Origin of the sequence: Streptomyces sp. NPDC053750 (assembly GCF_044544295.1) — a bacterium.
GTDB lineage: Bacteria > Actinomycetota > Actinomycetes > Streptomycetales > Streptomycetaceae > Streptomyces.
Genome location: NZ_JBITXB010000017.1, coordinates 142,625 through 159,806 on the forward strand (window position 1 = coordinate 142,625; position 17,182 = coordinate 159,806).

General features: G+C 69.5%; 20 protein-coding genes and 2 pseudogenes. 5 read left to right on the forward strand and 17 right to left on the reverse strand.

The annotated features are described in order from the left end of the window. Positions 1 to 50 precede the first annotated feature (50 nt). From ACIGO6_RS34010 to ACIGO6_RS34025, 4 genes are all read right to left on the reverse strand, one after another. A complete protein-coding gene (locus ACIGO6_RS34010; RefSeq protein WP_399883162.1) occupies positions 51 to 425 on the reverse strand; it encodes a molybdopterin dinucleotide binding domain-containing protein in 375 nt (124 codons plus the stop codon). Next, positions 325 to 1,095 carry a molybdopterin-dependent oxidoreductase gene (locus tag ACIGO6_RS34015; protein WP_399883112.1) on the reverse strand — a complete coding sequence of 257 codons (771 nt, stop codon included), beginning with the start codon at positions 1,093 to 1,095 and terminating at the stop codon, positions 325 to 327. Before ACIGO6_RS34015 ends, ACIGO6_RS34010 begins: the two co-directional genes overlap by 101 nt. A gap of 96 nt (positions 1,096 to 1,191) precedes the next feature. Then, the gene (locus ACIGO6_RS34020) at positions 1,192 to 1,863 is read right to left on the reverse strand and encodes an enoyl-CoA hydratase-related protein (protein WP_399883114.1); all 672 of its coding nucleotides are present in this window, start codon (positions 1,861 to 1,863) and stop codon (positions 1,192 to 1,194) included. 47 nt (positions 1,864 to 1,910) lie between these two features. Beyond that, positions 1,911 to 2,522, reverse strand: coding sequence for a TetR/AcrR family transcriptional regulator (locus ACIGO6_RS34025; RefSeq protein ID WP_399883116.1), 612 nt, complete (start codon positions 2,520 to 2,522; stop codon positions 1,911 to 1,913). 554 nt (positions 2,523 to 3,076) lie between these two features. Between ACIGO6_RS34025 and ACIGO6_RS34030 the strand changes: the two genes are divergently transcribed. Continuing rightward, positions 3,077 to 3,445 carry a DUF11 domain-containing protein gene (locus ACIGO6_RS34030; protein ID WP_399883118.1) on the forward strand — a complete coding sequence of 123 codons (369 nt, stop codon included), beginning with the start codon at positions 3,077 to 3,079 and terminating at the stop codon, positions 3,443 to 3,445. Continuing rightward, positions 3,445 to 3,831 (forward strand): DUF6281 family protein, encoded by a 387-nt coding sequence (locus ACIGO6_RS34035; protein WP_399883120.1) that lies wholly within the window; start codon positions 3,445 to 3,447, stop codon positions 3,829 to 3,831. Before ACIGO6_RS34030 ends, ACIGO6_RS34035 begins: the two co-directional genes overlap by 1 nt. 49 nt (positions 3,832 to 3,880) lie before the next feature. Here the strand turns inward: ACIGO6_RS34035 and ACIGO6_RS34040 are convergent. From ACIGO6_RS34040 to ACIGO6_RS34050, 3 genes and pseudogenes are all read right to left on the reverse strand, one after another. Then, a pseudogene (locus ACIGO6_RS34040) lies at positions 3,881 to 4,301 on the reverse strand (transposase); the annotation flags it as partial. A gap of 74 nt (positions 4,302 to 4,375) precedes the next feature. Further along, the gene (locus tag ACIGO6_RS34045; protein WP_399883122.1) at positions 4,376 to 4,534 is read right to left on the reverse strand and encodes a hypothetical protein; all 159 of its coding nucleotides are present in this window, start codon (positions 4,532 to 4,534) and stop codon (positions 4,376 to 4,378) included. 161 nt (positions 4,535 to 4,695) lie between these two features. Continuing rightward, positions 4,696 to 5,580 (reverse strand): annotated as a pseudogene (locus tag ACIGO6_RS34050) (helix-turn-helix transcriptional regulator). A 228-nt stretch (positions 5,581 to 5,808) separates the two neighbouring features. Here ACIGO6_RS34050 and ACIGO6_RS34055 point away from each other — a divergent pair. The 3 genes from ACIGO6_RS34055 to ACIGO6_RS34065 all read left to right on the forward strand — a co-directional run bounded on the left by ACIGO6_RS34055 (position 5,809) and on the right by ACIGO6_RS34065 (position 7,488). Next, on the forward strand, positions 5,809 to 6,129 hold the full coding sequence (locus ACIGO6_RS34055; RefSeq protein ID WP_399883124.1) for a carboxymuconolactone decarboxylase family protein: 321 nt from the start codon (positions 5,809 to 5,811) through the stop codon (positions 6,127 to 6,129). A 70-nt stretch (positions 6,130 to 6,199) separates the two neighbouring features. Continuing rightward, the gene (locus ACIGO6_RS34060) at positions 6,200 to 6,634 is read left to right on the forward strand and encodes a cupin domain-containing protein (RefSeq protein WP_399883126.1); all 435 of its coding nucleotides are present in this window, start codon (positions 6,200 to 6,202) and stop codon (positions 6,632 to 6,634) included. Beyond that, positions 6,631 to 7,488 (forward strand): aldo/keto reductase, encoded by an 858-nt coding sequence (locus ACIGO6_RS34065; protein ID WP_399883128.1) that lies wholly within the window; start codon positions 6,631 to 6,633, stop codon positions 7,486 to 7,488. Before ACIGO6_RS34060 ends, ACIGO6_RS34065 begins: the two co-directional genes overlap by 4 nt. A gap of 60 nt (positions 7,489 to 7,548) precedes the next feature. Here the strand turns inward: ACIGO6_RS34065 and ACIGO6_RS34070 are convergent, their stop codons facing one another. The 10 genes from ACIGO6_RS34070 to ACIGO6_RS34115 all read right to left on the reverse strand — a co-directional run. Then, the gene (locus ACIGO6_RS34070) at positions 7,549 to 8,886 is read right to left on the reverse strand and encodes a hypothetical protein (RefSeq protein WP_399883130.1); all 1,338 of its coding nucleotides are present in this window, start codon (positions 8,884 to 8,886) and stop codon (positions 7,549 to 7,551) included. Positions 8,887 to 9,009: 123 nt separating this feature from the next. Then, positions 9,010 to 9,168 (reverse strand): hypothetical protein, encoded by a 159-nt coding sequence (locus ACIGO6_RS34075; protein WP_399883132.1) that lies wholly within the window; start codon positions 9,166 to 9,168, stop codon positions 9,010 to 9,012. Between the two features lie 165 nt (positions 9,169 to 9,333). Beyond that, on the reverse strand, positions 9,334 to 9,603 hold the full coding sequence (locus ACIGO6_RS34080; RefSeq protein ID WP_399883163.1) for a hypothetical protein: 270 nt from the start codon (positions 9,601 to 9,603) through the stop codon (positions 9,334 to 9,336). Next, positions 9,525 to 10,679: a DUF5060 domain-containing protein gene (locus ACIGO6_RS34085; protein WP_399883134.1), complete on the reverse strand. Its 1,155-nt coding sequence runs from the start codon at positions 10,677 to 10,679 to the stop codon at positions 9,525 to 9,527. Before ACIGO6_RS34085 ends, ACIGO6_RS34080 begins: the two co-directional genes overlap by 79 nt. Before the next feature lie 296 nt (positions 10,680 to 10,975). Continuing rightward, positions 10,976 to 11,881, reverse strand: a complete 906-nt coding sequence (locus ACIGO6_RS34090; protein WP_399883136.1) for a sugar-binding transcriptional regulator — start codon at positions 11,879 to 11,881, stop codon at positions 10,976 to 10,978. A gap of 200 nt (positions 11,882 to 12,081) precedes the next feature. After that, positions 12,082 to 13,527 (reverse strand): FGGY family carbohydrate kinase, encoded by a 1,446-nt coding sequence (locus tag ACIGO6_RS34095; protein WP_399883138.1) that lies wholly within the window; start codon positions 13,525 to 13,527, stop codon positions 12,082 to 12,084. Continuing rightward, positions 13,527 to 14,480 carry a transketolase family protein gene (locus tag ACIGO6_RS34100; protein WP_399883140.1) on the reverse strand — a complete coding sequence of 318 codons (954 nt, stop codon included), beginning with the start codon at positions 14,478 to 14,480 and terminating at the stop codon, positions 13,527 to 13,529. The genes ACIGO6_RS34095 and ACIGO6_RS34100 overlap by 1 nt, the downstream gene beginning before the upstream one ends. Next, on the reverse strand, positions 14,477 to 15,385 hold the full coding sequence (locus tag ACIGO6_RS34105; RefSeq protein ID WP_399883142.1) for a transketolase: 909 nt from the start codon (positions 15,383 to 15,385) through the stop codon (positions 14,477 to 14,479). Before ACIGO6_RS34105 ends, ACIGO6_RS34100 begins: the two co-directional genes overlap by 4 nt. After that, on the reverse strand, positions 15,382 to 16,380 hold the full coding sequence (locus tag ACIGO6_RS34110) for a TIM barrel protein (RefSeq protein WP_399883144.1): 999 nt from the start codon (positions 16,378 to 16,380) through the stop codon (positions 15,382 to 15,384). The genes ACIGO6_RS34105 and ACIGO6_RS34110 overlap by 4 nt, the downstream gene beginning before the upstream one ends. A gap of 368 nt (positions 16,381 to 16,748) precedes the next feature. Then, on the reverse strand, positions 16,749 to 17,182 hold a 434-nt coding region (locus tag ACIGO6_RS34115; RefSeq protein WP_399883146.1), incomplete at its 5' end, for a transposase.

Below are 17,182 nucleotides of genomic sequence, written 5' to 3' on the forward strand. Positions count from 1 at the left end.
CTCCTTGCAGGGTGCTGGTGGTGCCGCCGCCGGGGGAGGCGGTGTGTTCGTCAGGTGGGACGGTGCTCGATGCGGGCGGGGACGTGCTTGTGCCAGGGGGTGCCGGCGATGGGGTCGCGCCAGGTGAGGTCGGTGAGGGTGTTCAGGGCGACGCCGGTGCGTTCGGTGTGGCCGTCCTGGGTGGGCAGGTCGAGGCCGAAGCCGTTGGGCAGGGCCGCGTGCCCCGGCTGCAGGCGGTCGTCGATCTCGACGACCGCCTGAGCGGTGCCGCGTGAGGTGGTGATCCGGGCGAGGGTGCCTTCGGACAGGCCGAGCTGTTGGGCGTCATGAGGGCTGACGCGGAGCGTGCCCTGGGGGTCGCGCTTGGTGAGGAAGGCGTGGTCGAGGAGGTCTTCCTGGACCAGGATGCCGAGGAGGCCGGCCAGGCACCAGGCGTCGGTGCCGGGCCTGACCTGGAGGTGGATGTCGGCGAGGTCGGCGGTCTCGGTACGCACCGGGTCGATGACGATCATGGTGCGGTGGGGGTCCTTGGCGATGTCCTTGAGTACGGTGCGGGCGCGCGGGACGCCGTGGGACTGCCAGGGGTTTTTGCCGAGGAAGAGGGAGACTTCGGCGTTCTGGAAGTCTCCGGTGGTGTCCGCCGGTGAGGTGGGCGTCGACGAAGCCCTCGCCGGTCTTCTCCTGGGCGAGAGGGTTGGAGCGGTAGCGGGCGCCGAGGGCGCGTAGCAGGGCGCCGCTGTAGGCGCCGCCGAGGTGGTTGCCTTGTCCGCCGCCACCGTAGAAGAAGATCGATTCGCCGCCGTGGGTGTCGCGCACGGTCTTCAGGCGGGCGGCGATCTCGCGGATGGCGGTGTCCCAGTCGATGGGGGTGAAGGTGCCGTCCGCCTCCCGGCGCAGCGGGGTCGTCAGCCGGGTGCCGCCGTTTTGGTAGTGGTCCAGCCGCAGGGCCTTGTTGCAGGTGTAGCCGGCGGTGGCGACATGCTCCTTGTCACCGCGGATCTTGGCGAAGCGGCGGCCGTCGGTCTGGATCTGGATGCCGCAGTTGTTCTCGCACAGGATGCACGCGCTCTTGTGCCAGGCGGTGTCGGCTGTCATCGGCCCTGTCTCCTCATGCGGCGGACGGCGGGTGCGGCCCGCGCCCCAGGGGGAAGCGCCCGGGGCGCGGCTTGGTGGGGTGAGTGAGGCGTCGGCTCAGCCGAGCGGGTTGGTGGTGTCGCGCAGGGTGGCCAGGGCCGGTGCGTACATGCGGGCCTTGATGGTGCCGATGGTGTCGCCGGCCTTGTTCACCTGTGCCTGGGCCATCTCGATGGCGGTGGAGCGCACGGCGTCCTCGGCGACGGCCTGGTCGACGATGCCGACGGCCGCGGCGTCGGCGCCGCCGTAACGGCGGGCGGTGAGCATGGCCTCGTGCGCGGTCTGCGGGGCCAGCCGGGACTGGATGAGGGCGGCCATGCCGGGGGTGAAGGGAATGTTGATGTCCGCTTCGGGCAGGCACCAGTAGCCGCGGTCGGCGCGCATGACACGGAAGTCGTGGGCGAGGGAGAACATCGCGCCGGCGGCGAAGGTGTGCCCCTGCAGCGCGGCCACGGTGATGAGTGGCAGCGACAGCATTCGCGCGAGCAGCTCGTGGACGGAGACGACATAGTCCTGGTGCTGGTCGGCGTGGGCGAACAGCCAGTCCAGGTCGAGCCCGTTGGAGTAGAACTTGCCGGTGGCTGCGGTGACCAGGGCGCGAGGGCCTTCCGTCTTCTCCACCTCGTCGAGCGCGGCGCTGACGGCGGTGAGCCAGTCGGGATGGAAGCGGTTCTCACCGTCTCCCAGGTCCAGGACGAAGACGTTGTCGTGACGGTCGAGCGAGGGCATGGCGACTCCTTCGAGGTGTGCAGGTGAAGCGGCTGGGCGGCTGCGGGCTACGGCCGGGGACCGGATTCGGCGCCGGGGCGGTCGCGCAGGGCGTGGAGGAGCAGGTCATGGATCTCGGCGGCGGCGGCCTCGATCGGGGCGGTGCTCTGCTCGGCCCGGCACATGATCACCGCGCCTTCGACCGCGGCGATGATGAAGGCACCGAGCCGGCGGCTGCGTACCTCGCTCAGGCCGTGCCGCAGGAGCAGGGCCGCGAGGGCCTCCTGCCAGCGGGCGAAGACCGCGGCGGCGGAACGGGCAAGCTGGGGTGCGTCGTCATTGGTCTCCACGGCCACCGCCACGATCGGGCAGCCGGCCCTGAAGCCGCTCTCCACGAGCCGCTCACGCCACAGCAGGAAAAACGCGTCGACCGCCGCCACTGGATCATCCGCCTGCATGGCAGCGTCGATCAGCCCCGCGATGAAGTCCCCCGCCAGCGCCACCGCTTCGTCGATGAGCTGCGTCCGCCCGCCGGGGAAGTGGTGATACACCGAGCCGCGAGGAGCTCCGCTGTGAGCGAGCACCCTGTCGATGCTGGTCGCGCTCGCGCCGTACTCCCGCAGCAGAGCAGCAGCACTGAGGATCATCCGGTCACGGCTGTCACTCCTGCGCGGACTCACCTGCCCAGCACCTCCCCACGACGTGGCCCTTCCTCCACGAGCGGATGGGCTACCTGTCGGTAACTTATGGGGTATGGCATAGAACATGCAAGGGGGGCGCGGGCGGTGATTGGATCCGCAGCGACGGCACCGCTTGAGATGCGCGCCAGCTAGGGCGGTGATCCATATGACGCTCGGCTCAACAAGCGGCGCATCACGCTCGCAGGCTCGACGGCAGCCGCGGCCGCGCCCCTGGCAGTCGGCACCGCGCCCACCCACGCCGACAACGGGGGGCACCGGCGTCGGCGCCCCCGGCTGCCGGGGCGCCTCGAAGTACGCCAAGGTCTGCGCCTCCGCCCCCTCCAGCCGCCCCGGCTCGTTCGGGAGCTCGGGCACGCCCGCGGCGGACTCCAGCGCCGGCGGCAAGGCCGGGGCAATACGGCGGTGCCGAAGTGCACCCACGCCAAGCTCGTCCCCCAGCCCCCGGGCCGGCAACCTGGCGATGCAGGACGGCAAGCGGCAGGGCGGCAAAGGCGCGGCGTACCAGGTGATGTGCCCGGACACGGGCCGTCTCGGTGTGGGCCGGCACCTACGACCCGGCCACCGGACAATGGACCCCCGGATCGCTGGGCAACGGCGGCACCGCCACCCTCGCCCTGCGCGCCAAGGCCACCGGGGCCGGCCAGATCGCCAACACCGTCGCCGGCACCAGCAACGAGACCGGCCCTGCGCACCGCAGCAGTGAACCCACCCCCACGCCGCAACCCAGGCACCGCTCAACCCGCCTGAGAAACGCCCCGGCCCTAAAGCGGAACGAACCAGTTCGCCTCGAGCTCCGTCATGGTTATGAATTGATCGGGAGCCGCGCCTGGGGTCCGAACTCCCTACGGGGCATGCGGCACCCGGTGAGACGGAGCGCGCACGCCCCAGAAGGAGCCCACTGATGCGAATCAGGCTGCCGTGGTACTCGGGCATGGTCGTGGCCGCGGTGACGATCGCCTGCACGGCGCAGGGCGGTGGCGGGGAGGCCGAAGGGTCATGCGCGATCGCTGCCCTGTACGGGGGCCGCACCTATACGCAGGTGGCCAACGTCGACTTCACTGTTGGCGAAGCACTCGGCCCCGCCGAGTTCCCGCCCTGCGATGACACGCCGGGCCACGACGACGATGCCGCAGGGCCCGAACCCACTACGGCTTATGCTGTCGACGGCTTGAATCCACGTATCGCCATTGCGATGCGGTACACCTCGGACGAGATCATGCTCCTTGCCGTCCAACCCGGTGGCAGCCTGCCTCCAGAGGTCAAGGCCCTGACAGGGGCTGTCGCGTAAATGATCTCCGAGCCACCGGGGATGGTGGGTCGCGGTGCGGCCCGCTTGCCTATCCGGCGAGGGCAAGATTGTCATGCGGGCGATGCCGAGCATCGCGTGGTGGACACCGTCTCCCTTGAGGCGGCAGTCGAGGAGGATCTTCCAGGTCTTCATGCGGGCGAAGACGTGCTCGACCCGGGCCCGGACCTGCTTGTGGGACCGGTTGTGCTCTTCTTTCCAGACCGGGAACTCGGTCTGGCCGCGCTCGCGACGGTGCGGGATGACGAGTCCGGTGCCCGGGTAGCCGCCGTCGGTGATCACGAGGGTCTTGCCGACGGCGGCCTTGGCGCCGGACTCCCCCAGGCCCCGCAGTCGTTGCGGTTGCCGGCGAGCGGTCCACCGACCACGACGACGCGCCGGCTGTCGGCGTCGATGACGACCTGATGGTTGGTGGAGTGCCAATAGATCTTCGACCGCTCAGCGATGGTGTACGGGCCGCCGCTGCGGGACAGACCGTCGGGCGCTCGGTGTCAGGGATCGGATGTCAGTGGGGCTGTAGCCGAGTTCAGTGAGGATCTCGGCGGTGGTGGTTGACGTAGTGCCAGACGCCCATGAAGCCCTGGGCGTCGTCCTTCGACCCCGTGATGCCGAGGTTTCGCATCGCCTCCAGCACCTGGACGCTCGGATTCGGGCCGCTGCGGACCTGCGGATTGCACGGGTTCATTGAACGCGCCCGCTTGGGCTCGCCATCGTTTGACGACAGGAGGGTGCAGCCTGATCGGACTGATCCACCTGCCCGGACTGCACATTGCGGGCATCTTCCTGTGGTCCGCCCGATGATTCAAGCGAAATGGCCTAGGCGAAACACGTTCGGCGAGGGTCTGGTCAGGGGCGGGATGCGTCCTGGTGAGCTTCGTCCGAGCTGGTTGCGGCCCAGGAGGCGAGCAGGCGCAGCGCGTCGTGGTCGGGCGTGCCTGGTTCGGCGCTGTAGGCGGTCAGCGTGAGGCCGGGGTGGGCGGGCAGCTCCATGGCGTCGAAGTCGAGGGTGGTCTTGCCGATGGCCGGGTGGCGGAAGGGCTTGCGGCCAGTGTGGTGCAGGCGCACGTTGTGTTTGGCCCAGGCCGCACGAAACTCGTCGCTGCGGGTGACAAGCTCGCCGATCAGCCCGGTCAGTTCGGTGTCGTCCGGGGCTCGGCCGGCTTCGGTGCGCAGCAGGGAGACGGTGGTGTTGACGGAGGCGTTCCAGTCGGGGAAGAAGTCGCGGCTGGTGGGCTCGAGGAACTGGAAGCGGGCGATGTTGACCGGGCGGACCGAGCCGGTGAACAGGGGGGCGTAGAGGGCACGCCCGAGCGGGTTGACCGCGAGGATGTCGAGCCGGCCGTTGCGGATGAAGGCCGGTGAGCCGGTCATGGACTCCAGGACCCGTTTGAGGCTGGCGGGAACGGTGTCCTTGGCCCGCCGACCGGTGCGGCGGCCCGGGCGCTGGCGCTGGGCGGCGGCCAAGTCGCGCAGGTGGGAGCGTTCTGCGTCGTCGAGCTGAAGGGCGCGGCAGAGCGCGTCGAGGACTTCTTCTGAGGCCCCGGCGAGCTGGCCGCGCTCCAGGCGAACGTAGTAGTCGATGCTGACACCGGCGAGCAGGGCGACTTACTCGCGGCGCAGTCCGGGGACCCTGCGGTTACCGCTCCCGAAGACGGGCAGGCCGGCCTGCTGTGGAGTGATCTTGGCGCGGCGGGTGGCGAGGAACTCTCGGATCTCGCGGGCGGTGTCCATGCTCTCCAGGCTAGGAGGAGTGGAGCACGGCTGAGAGGTTCTGCCAGTACCTGGAACGGCAGGGCCTTCCGTACGCCTGTGAGCTGCGGTTTCCTCGATGTTGTCAGCGGATGCGGCCCCGGCCCCGGAAGGCAGGCACCCGCCTTGCGGGATACCTGCCGGTCCCCGGGTGGCGGACAGTGAACAACGCCGCATCCTCGTGTTCGTACCATTACAAGGAGTCACCTCATGGCGAAGCAGTCCGCGGCGCAGGAGCTGGTCGGCATCGCGCCGAAGCTCGTCGAGCTCACCAACGAAGTCCTGTTCCAGGACGTGTGGGAGCGCCCCGGGCTCTCCGCGCGGGACCGCAGCCTGGTCACGGTCAGTGTGCTGGCCGCCCTCTACCGCAGCGAGCAGCTGCCATACCACCTGGGTGTGGCCCTGGAGAACGGGCTCACGGTCGAGGAGCTGGCCGAGGCGATCACGCACCTGGCGTTCTACGCCGGATGGCCCAACGCCATGACCGCGATCACCCTGCTGAAGAAGATCGCGGACGAACGCTCCGCCTGAGCCCCGGCGCAAGCAGCAAACCGGCCCCGCACGCTCAGCGGGGCGTAGTGAACCAAGGAAGAGGAACAAGATGGCCGGCAACGGATTCGACCAGATCTTCCCGCTCGGCGAGAAGAACTACGCCTACGCGCAGTACTTCATCGGCCAGAGCTACCTGGCTCCGCTCACCTCGGGCAGCGTGCCCGTCAGCAACGTCTCCTTCGAGCCGGGCTGCCGCAACAACTGGCACATCCACCACGGCACGAACGGCGGCGGCGACCAGATCCTGCTTTGCACGGCGGGCAGCGGCTGGTACCAGGCCGAGGGGGAGGACCCCATCAGCATGGAGCCGGGCACGGTGATCCGCGTCCCGGCGGGCACGAAGCACTGGCACGGCGCGAAGGCCCACTCGTGGTTCTCCCACCTCGCCTTCATCACACCTGGCGAAGACGTCAGTAACGAATGGCTCGAGCCGGTCACCGACGAGGTGTACGGCGCGCTGCCGAAGAACGGAGCGAACGCATGACCATCCTGGACGAGACCTACACCCTGGCAGGCGGCGTCGAGATTCCCAAGCTGGGGCTCGGCACCTGGTTCATCGACGACGACAAGGCGGCCAACGCGGTCCGCGCAGCCGTGGAGATCGGCTACCGCAACATCGACACGGCCCAGGCATACGGCAACGAACGCGGCGTCGGCGAGGGCGTGCGCACGTCGGGCCTGCCCCGCGACCAGCTGTTCGTCTCGACCAAGCTCGCTGCGGAGATCAAGGACTACGACCAGGCGCTCACCGCGATCGACGGCTCTCTTGAGAAGCTGGGCCTGGACCGCATCGACCTGATGCTGATCCACAGCCCGCAGCCGTGGGACGACTTCCGCGGCGACGACTACGCCCAGGGCAACCGCGAGGCATGGCGTGCCCTGGAGGACGCCCACCAGGCCGGCAAGATCCGGTCCATCGGCGTCTCCAACTTCCAGCAGCACGACCTGGAGAACATCCTGCAGGGCGCGACCGTCGTCCCGCACGTGAACCAGCTGCTCGTACACGCCGGCAACACCCCCTCCGACCTCCTGGCCTACTGCGAAAGCCGGCAGATCCTCGTCGAGGCGTACTCGCCGATCGCCCACGGCGCGATCCTGAAGAACGCCGAAGTCCAGGCGATGGCCGAGAAGTACGGCGTGTCCGTCCCCCAGCTGTGCATCCGCTACACCCTCCAGCTGGGCACGGTGTCGCTGCCCAAGACGGCGAACCCTGAGCACATGAGGTCCAACGCCAAGGTCGACTTCGAGATCTCCGACGCTGACATGGACGCTCTGCGGGGCCTGCGCGACGTGGACTACGGCGACCACAGCGCCTTCCCCGTCTTCAGCGGCAAGTGACGCCAGACGAGCGCCACCTCGCGCTGGCACGGGTCGGCCATGACGCACCGAGCCGGACACCTACGCGACGATGTCGGTGGCGCCGAACTCGGCGGTGAGCTTCTGCCAGGTCTGGTACCAAGCGAGTGGCTGTCTTGTCGTGGTAACCGAGCGCCTTCGCGATGACGGGAGCCGGGCCTGGAGGACGAGCTGCCGAATGGCGGAGGTCCTGTCGCGCTGCGGCGGGACGCCGATCTCACGCAGATGAACCTGGAGGCTGACCGGATTCATCGGCTGTCCGGGCTGACTGCCAGGGAAGAGCCACTGCGAGCTCCTGCTGCTGGCGTAGGGCAGGTGCTGATGGGACTGGATGTAGGCCCGCATCAGAACGGCGACGGGCTCCGGCAGCGGGGACGGCGGGTCGCCCAACTGGACGGTGATGGTCGTCTCGTCGTCGGTGACGTCGTCGATGGTGAGGCGAACGATGCGGCTGACGGGTTGCGCGTAGAGGAGAACGAGGGCGGCGGCGACCCTGGCTCGCAGTGGCAGGGAGTCGTCGTTGAGGACCCGGCGGAGTATCGCGAGCCGGCGGTGCTGGTGCAGCGGTTCCGGGCCCTGGGTGATGACGGCGGGCGGCAGCGCGAGGCGGGGCATCCGGCCGGTCTTCATGCACCACCGTAGGAATGACTGGGACGGGCGGCGGGTGGCCAGGCTCTCGGTGTGCCAGGCGTCGATGTCGGCCTGCTGGCACTGTCCGATGGCGCGTCCTCGGTCGGCGAGCCATGCGAGGAAGGCACCGGCCTGGGTGATCTCCTGCTTGGTGTGGTTGGTCTGGGAGCGTCCCAGCGGTCCCTTCTCCGTTTTCGCCCGCAGGCGATGCCACGTGGCGAAGTACCGGAGAAGTTGACGGTGTTCGGGCTCCTCGATGACGGCGAGCCGTTCGGTCGGCCACCGCTGGTAGAGGATGAGCTGCCGGTCAACTCGTGGGAGGACGCTGCTGTCCATCAGCAGGTCACGCAGGTGAGTGACAGTCCGCCAGGGGGTTTCCTGGTGCAGCCCCTCGTGGGTGAGCGGGATGCTGCCGGTGGCCAGGCCCTGGAGGAGACGGACGACGTTGGGGTTGCGAAGCCAGATCGGTCGGCTCTTGGGCCTGCCCATATCCAGCAGGATCTTGACCAGAGGCAGGAACTCCGGGTCGACACGACCAGTGCCGTCGTCGAGGAGGCGGACGAGCGTGTCGGCGAGGGCGCAGCGTTCGCAGAGACGTCCGCCGAGCAGGAGTCCTTCGAAGCCGCAGCGATCACAGAAGAAGTCTCGGGCGATGCCCGCGCAGTCCCGGCAGATCGGTGTGCCACCGGTGTCTCGCCCCGGCAGCAGCCGATCGGTGTCGCAACAGGGGCAGAGGCCGCGGACTCGCATCGCCCGTTCGTAGCAGGTCCGGCAGATCGGTCCGTCCGACCACTCGGCGGACTTCGAGGCCCGTCGGCCACAGCGTGCGCAGTCGCGGATCATCCACCGCTCGTACTCCTCCGGAGTCACCGCTCACCTCTCGGGCGTCAGTCGGACCCTTGTGGGTCGCCGGGCGGCTGGTTTGATCGGAGCTTCTTCGCCGGCGGCTCGGCGGGCCGGGAGGTTCTGGGCCGAGGTGGTGATCAGGTCGGTGGGGGTGCAGCCGAGGATGTCGCAGAGGGCGGCCAGCACCGGCAGGGACAGCCATCCGGGGTGCCGGAGACCAGGCGGTGGACCTGGGAGGAGGACAGGGTGATGCCGCGTTCGGCCAGGTGCGGCATGAGCTCGCCGACGGTGAACATGCCGCGGGGGGCCATAGCTCGCGCAGGCGCCACCGGTAGCTGATCTGGCGTGGCATCAGGAGGTCCTTCCCGGCCGCAGAGCGGCCTCGATGGTGGCGTCCAGGACGCGTCGGAGGGAGTGGGTGCGGAAGTCGGAGGAGACGCACGTGTGGATCGCCGTGGTGGAGGCGTGGTCGTGGCCGACCTGCTGCTGGACGAACAGCGGGTCGTGGCCGTCCTCGATCAGATGTGTGCTGTAGGACCTGCCTAGGAACTCCAGCGCGGGGTCCAGGCCAACGGCGTCCCGGTAGGCGGCGAAGCGGGAGTCCAGCCGCTGGACGCCGATTCGCGGGCCTCGCTCGGACGGCCAGAGGGCCCGGCTTGCGGCGTCACGCTGTACCTGCTGGGGCACGTCGCGTTTATCTGGCGTGTACTGGACACCGCGTCGTCCGCCCAGGCGGGCATCGCGGAGAAGCCCCACCGGTCATAACAGTGGAAAAGGATCACGTCCGCTTCCACGCCGATGCGGGCGAGCTGCTCGACGCTGTGGTCCAGGTGCTGGAAGAACGCGACATTGAACCGGGCGAAGTCGAACGTTCCGTCGTCGTTGCGGTCGTAGGGGAAGAGCGGCGGCTCGTCGGTGTTGAAGAAGTACGACTTGGGAAAAACGCACATGCGGATCTTGGTGAAGGGTGCGTCTTCCAGCGTGCGGAGTGCGGCGGCTTGCAGCTCAGGGCTCTGGTGGGTCCAGGCGTACGCGGTCGTGCCGGGGGGCAGGTAAGGACTGCCGTCCTGGTAGGCGAAGTGGTAGGTGTCCACCACACGGACCGGACCCCGGTTGCCCCCAGAGGGCTCGGACACCTGAAGCGATCCGGTCAGGCCGTCCAGGGAGCGGGCATTGGAGCGGGTCTCGAACGTCCAGCGGCCGGGCTGGGGCGGCTGGAAGCGGATGCGGTAGGTGCCCGCGCCGTCGTAGAAGCCCCCGACGCGTACCTCGGGTGCTTCGGCGTGGCGGAAGACGGCGTCGAGTTCGACGTCGGTGAAGGGGTTGCCGTGGTCGGGTCCCTGGAGGACGACCTCTGCGACGCCCCATTGCTCGATGTCGCTGACATGGGTGATGGCCGGCGACGCCTGGAGGGCCTGCGGCTCGTCGTCATCCGCAACAGGCTGCGTGGGGGCCTGCTGGGTCTTGTACAGCGGGGAGTCGTAGGGCAGGGCGGCAAGATCCCGCCACAGCTCGTCCATGGCCGCGGGGAGCTCGCCGAGCGGTGGATTGTGACCCAGCATCGCGCCCAGCGGCATGAAGGGCAGCACGGTGAAGTCGGGCAACTCGAGGACGCCGGGAAGATGCTGCTCCAGGACGACCGCAGCCTCCTTGGAGGCTTTGAGTTCGAACAGGGGGGTGTGGGGGCCGAAAGGCATCGCAATTCTCCTGCGGGTGGGCGGGGCGCATTCCAAGCCGGCTGGAAGCGGGATGAACGAGGTGGGCGGGGCAGGGGGAGAGCCGGAGGTACCCGGCAGGCCGGTGCACCGGCACCCGCTGCCGTCGGCCGATCGACCGACGAACGCGCCCCTGGAACGGGGTGGGCGAGTGCCACGAGGCGGGCCGGCATGGTGAGGCGCCGGTGGCGAGTTCGGCGGTTGCTGCCCCAGGGCGGTGCTGGTGCCGGACAGGGGACGACAGGTCACGAGTTGGTGTGCGCGTGCCTGTGTGCGGGTCAGTCGCTCAGCAGGTTCCGCGCGACCTCGAAGTCGGTGATCAGTACGTTGATCCAGCCGCCTTGCATCGCGCCGCGGATCGCGGCGGTCTTGGCTGTGCCTCCGGCCACGCCGATACGGCGCTCCACGGCACGCAGCTCATCGGGTCCGATGCCGATGAGGCGATCGTTGAAGGGGGCGTCAACGGGGTGGCCGTCGGCGTCGAAGTAGCGGGCGCAGACATCGCCCACCGCGCCGAGTTTCTTCAGCTGTTGCTGGTCCTCGGGGGTGATGGCGTTGCCGGAGCTGCGCAGCAGGGGTGACGGGTCGAGGCCGCCGATGCCCAAGAGAGCCATGGTGAGGCGTGACCACGCCTGCATGACCTCGGTCATGGCCGGCTCCTGCGACAGCAGGTCGCGCAGTTGGCGGCTGCCGACCAGCGCCGCGGTGGGGGCGAAGACAGGGCGGGCGCCGGTGAGTTCCGCCAGGCGGCTGGTCAGACGGGTGGCGTGGAGCTGGACTTCCGGGCTGCCGGACCCACCGACCATCTGGACGACTTCGTGCGCCACCGATGAGGTCTTGGCCCGCATGACCTTGACCGCTTCCAGCAGCGTCGCGCTCCAGGAGGAAACGCCGATGACGTCTCCGCCCTTGAGCGTGGCATCGAGATAGGTGGCGGTCGCCGCCGCGAGGGCGGGGATGACGTCCATCCCCGCGCCCTCCACCTCCACCACGATCGCATCGCGCAGGCCGAACTTTGCGACGAGGGCTTCTTCGAGCTCCGCGTGCACGCCCTCGGGGGAGACCACCACCGTGCGCACGACGCCGCGGTCGGCAGCTTCCTTGAGCAGGCGGGAGATGCGGGGCTGCGACATGTTCAGGTGCGCTGCGATCTCGGGCTGACGCACTCCGCGTTCGTGGTACATGCGGGCCACCTTGACCAGTAGCCGCAGGTGGTCAGGGCCGGGAGCGGACGGCGCTGTCGCCACTGTTGTTCCCTCCTCGGTTCCCCTGGCTGTCGCGATGCGACAGCCTATCGTCGGGGTGGTGCGCTCGCTGATGGTGGTTGCGGTACATGAGGTCCTCATCGTGCTCGTGCGGTGCCGGCGAGGCCGCGGGCCGTCGGTCACCGCAGGGTGCGGGCAGCCGTCAGGTGCCGGTGCCAGCGTGCGACCGTACTGCTGCGCCGGTCCTCGTCCCAGTCGGGGCGGAAGACCTGAAGGCTGCTGTCGGCTCGTTGTTCCAGATCGTCTCGCGTCCACAGCCCGAGTTCGAGTCCCGCCAGGTGGGCCGCTCCTGCGGCGGACAGCTCGTGGTGGCGGGTGCGGGCCACGGTGACGTCACCGAGATCGGCCTGCAGCTGCATGAGCGTGTCGCTGCGGCTGAGGCCGCCGTCGGCCACGACCCGCCGCAGCCCGGGCAGGACGGTCAGGACGTCGCCCACCTGGAAGGCGACCGACTCGAGGGCGGCGCGGGCCAGATGGTCCCGGCCGCTGCCGAGTGTGAATCCGGCGAGGACGGGCGCGGCCTCCGGGTCGAACCAGGGGGCGCCGAGACCACCGAAGGCCGGCACCAGGGTGATGCCTGCCGCGTCCGCGTCGGCGGCGAGGCGGATCAGGTCGCCAGCTTCGGCGCCGAGGAGGTCGGCGAGCCAGGTCAGGGTCCGTCCGGCGGAGTGGATGTTGGCCTCGTGAGCGTAGGTCGGCCTGCCGGTCGACCAGGCGATGGTGCTGCACACCCCTTCCTGCGGTGCGGGGGAGTCCGCCACGGTCATGACGGAGGAGCCGGTGCCGTAGGTGACCTTGACGATCCCCGGCCGCCAGCCGGCGTGCGCGAACAGGGCGGCGTGGGAGTCACCCATCACTGCCAGCACGGGGGTGCCGTCGACCAGTGGCTCGAGGCCGCGCACCGTCCCGAACTCGCCGGTGGAGGCGACGATCCGGCTCAGTGCCGCGCGCGGGATGCCGAACCACTCGAGCAGTTCGTCGTCCCAGTCCGCGGTGGCGAGGCTGAGCAGCTGGGTGCGGGAGGCGTTGCCGACCTCGGTGACCTGTTCACCGGTCAGCAGGTGCAGCAGGTAGGCGTCCACCGTGCCCAGGCGCAGCTCGCCGGCCCGGCTGCGTGTCCGGGAGGGATCGTGGCGGTCCAGGAGGTCGGCCATCTTCAGAGCGGAGAACATCGGGTCCAGCGGAAGACCTGTGCGCCTGCGGATCTCCTGACCCCTGCCGTCCTTGGTGAGGTGTGCCGCACGTTCCGCCCCGCGCCGGTCCTGCCAGCTGACCACCGGTGCGACGGCCTTGCCCGTGGCGGTCTCCCACAGCGCGACCGACTCACGCTGCGTGCTCAGCGCCACTGCGGCGACGCTGTGCGGGTCGGTGTCCTTCATGCAGGCGGCGACGGCCGTGCGCACACTGTCCAGCAGCGCCGCGGCGTCCTGTTCCACCAGGCCGGGGCCCGGGTGGAACTGGTCCAAGGGTGCCTGCGCCCGGGAGACGACGTCACCGGCGGCATTCAGGAGCAGGGCCTTGGTCGAGCTCGTGCCCTGGTCGACGCCGAGAACGTGCGGCTTCATCACGCCCGTCCCAGCGCGGAGCGTGCGGCGTCGGCGATGCCGTCGGCGGTCAGCCCGAAGTGCTCCAGCAGAAAGGCGGCACTGCCGGTGGGAGCGAAGGCCGGCACGCCCAGCATGCGCACCGCCACCGGGTGGTTCTCGGCCACCACCTTGGCCACGGCTGCGCCCAGGCCGCCGGAGAGCAGTCCCTCCTCCGCGGTGACGATCGCGCCGGTCTCCCGCGCTGCTGCCACCACCGCCTCGATGTCGAGCGGCTCGACGAAGGTCATGTTGAGCACGCGGGCGGAGATGCCGTCCCGGCCCAGGATGTCGGCGGCGTCCAGGGCGCGCGAGACCATCGTGCCGGTCGCGATGAGAGTGACGTCGCTGCCTTCGGTCAGACGCACGGTGCGGCCGGCTTCGAAGGGGGCGTCGTCGGGGGTGACGGCGGGCACCTTGAATCGGGGCACGCGGATGTAGGTCGGCCTGCCCGAGGCGGCGGCCCAGCGCACCGCGCTGCGCATCTGTGAAGGGTCCGCGGGCACGATGATCTCCAGGCCGGGGATCGCGCGCATCCAGGACAGGTCCTCGATGGAGTGGTGGGTGGGGCCGAGCTCGCCGTAGGCCATGCCGGGGCTCTGGCCGCACAGCACGACGTGGCGGTGCGTGTAGGCGACGTCGGCCTTGATCTGTTCCATGGCGCGGCCGGTGAGGAAGGGGGCCGCGGCGGAGGTGAAGGGGATGAACCCGGCGTTGGCGAGGCCGGCGGCCACGCCCACCATGTCCTGTTCGGCGATGCCGACGTTGATCAGCCGGTCGGGGAACTCCTCGCGGAACTTCGCCAGGTTGCTGGAGCCCACCGAGTCGTTGCAGACGGCCATGATCCGTTCGTCGGTGCGGGCGAGCGTGATGAGTTCGTCGGCGAAGTCCGCCCGGCAGTCGTAGGTGGCAGCCTGCTGGGTCAGGGTGCTCATCGGGTCAGCTCCTCGAGCGCGAGACGTACCTGTTCGTCGGTGGGCACCTTGTGGTGCCACTCGACGCGGTCCTCCATGAACGACACTCCCTTGCCCTTGACGGTGTTGGCGATCACCGCGACCGGGCGTCCGGTGGTCGACGGCCCGTAGGCCTCCTTGATCGCCTGGTGGTCGTGTCCGTCGACGACGCGGACCTCCCAGCCGAAGCTCTCCCACTTCGCGTCGAGCGGGTCCAGGGACGTGGTGTCCTCGGTGCGGGCGCCCTGCTGCAACCGGTTCCTGTCCACGACGGCCGTCAGGTTCGACAGGCGGTAGTGGGCGGCGGTCATCGCGGCCTCCCAGTTGCTGCCCTCCTGCATCTCGCCGTCGCCGAGGACCACGATCGTCCGCCACGGTTCACCGCGCAGCTGCGCGCCGAGGGCGATACCGGTGGCCACCGGGAAACCGTGGCCGAGGGGGCCGGTGTTGGTCTCCACACCGGGCACCGTCAGGCGGGCGGGGTGGCCGTTGAGAGGAGACAGCGGGGCCATGAACTCGTCGAGCCGCGTCCGGGGGAAGAACCCGCAGGAGGCCAGCGTGGAGTACAGGGCGGCGGCGCAGTGGCCCTTGCTGAGTACGAACCGGTCGCGCTGGGGGTGGCCGGGGTCGGTCGGGTGCATGCGCAGGGTGCCCCACAGTGCCGTGACCAGCAGGTCGGTGACGGACAGGTCACCGCCTACGTGGCCCATGCCGGCCGACTGGATGGTGGTGAGGATGTCGCGGCGGACGGCGGTCGCGATCTCCGCCAGTTCCGCGGCGGACTCGGCGGGCGAGGCCGCCCGCAGCCGGGCGCTGCGCTGCTGGTAGATCTGGGCGGCGCTGTCGTCGGCCTGCAGCGGTGCTGCGGCCTCCAGGAGGGCGGTCACTGGGACTCGCTTTCTGCGAGGGCGCGGAACAGCGCCCGCTTGGCGATGCGCTGTGCCTTCAGGGCGTTCTGGGCGGACTGGGCCGCGGCCAGTTCGTCGCGGTCGAGGTAGGCCAGGGCCCGGTGGAAGGCGCGCATGGTGCGGACGCCGGTGCGGGCGGCTTCGACGGGGTCCTCGCGGAAGGGGAACTGGTCGAGCTGCCATACTCCCTGCCAGCCGGCGTCGTGCAGGGCGAAGAAGAACTCGAAGGTCTCCAGCAGGTGGACGGAGCCGACGACCATGTCGTCGTCCCAGCCACGGAAGTTGTCGTTGACGTCGATGGCGAACAGCCGGTCGCGGGCGATCGCCATGCGGGCCGCCTCGGCCGGGGTCTCACCGCCGTACAGGGAATGGCCGAAGTCCAGCAGGACGCCGACGTTGTCGACCCCCATGTCCTCGATCGCCAGCAGGGTGCGCGCCACGGACGAGAACACCATCCGGTTGCGCGGCTCACGCGGCTTGTACTCGATGGCGAACTTCAGGTCGGGGAAGGACTGGGCCAGCTCACGCAGCGCGTCCACCGACTTGGTCCACAGGTCGGTGTAGTCGGCCTGGAAGGGGTAGTCGTAGCCGTCCTGCCCGGGCCAGATCTTGACGTAGTCGACGCCGAGTTCGCGTCCGACCTCGGCAGAGGCGGCGACCAGGTCGATGGCCTGCCGGCGCACGGCGGGATCGGGGTTGGTGAACCCGCCCTTGGCGAACTTGCCGGTGTAGAACTCCGGCGTCACGGCGATCGCCCGCAGGTTCTGCTCGGCCAGCGCCTCCCGCACCTCCGCCGTGCTGATGTCGCCGGGCGGGAAGGGCCAGTTCAGGTCCAGGACCGACAGGTCACCCACTGCGCCGGCCAGCTTGATCGCGTCGAGGATGGTGCGCGGCTCGCCGTATCCGTCGGTCGCGTAGCGGTCGACGTAGGTGGCGAAGTGCCAGACGCCGGCACCGAAGGTCGGTTCGCTCACCGTCGCTCCTGAATGTCTATGCGTAATTGATTGGACATGCCGTCAAGCTACGAACAGGCCGTCCGGGGTGTCAACCCCGTTGCGCCCGACGTCACGTTGCGCGGCGAGACGGCGGGGGTCGTGTACTGCCAGCATTTTGCGGCAATAAGCAAAATTGCCCCTGATTGACCTGGAGAATGAGAGTGGCAGCGCGGTGACCTGCCGGCCAGGTGGGGCGGATGGTGTTCGGTGCGTGCGGCAGCCCGGCCCCCGTGGGAGGGGCGATGCCGACGCGCCGCCGGAGCGGAGGAGTATCGGCGCCGCCCGGCCTCCTGCGCAGGCGTCAGCGCGGAGCTTGGCGGTCATGTCCCTTCTCGTGGTGTAGGCGATCAGTCGTCTGACGTGGTGGGCAAGACGGTCGGGGCATCGGGGTAGAGGGCGTCCATGCTCTCGTTGGAGAGGTAGCGGCGGGGGAAGGCGATCCATTCGTCGTGGAGTTCGGCGAGGACCGCGGTGGCCAGGCGGAGGACGGCGGGCGGGTTCGGGAAGACCTGGACGACGTCGGTGCGGCGTTTGATCTCCCGGTTCAGCCGCTCGAGCGGGTTCGTTGACTGGATCTTCTTCCAGTGCTGGTGGGGAAAATCCGCGAACGCGGTCAGGTCCTCCTTGGCCTCCAGCAGCATCTCTCTGACCTTCGGGAACTGCCGGCCGAGCATGTCTGCCACGGTGTCGAGCTGAGTGCGGACCGCGTCCGCGGTGGGCTGGGCGAAGACCGTGCGGATCGTCGCTGCGACCATCTCCGCCGAGCCCTTCGGGATCACGG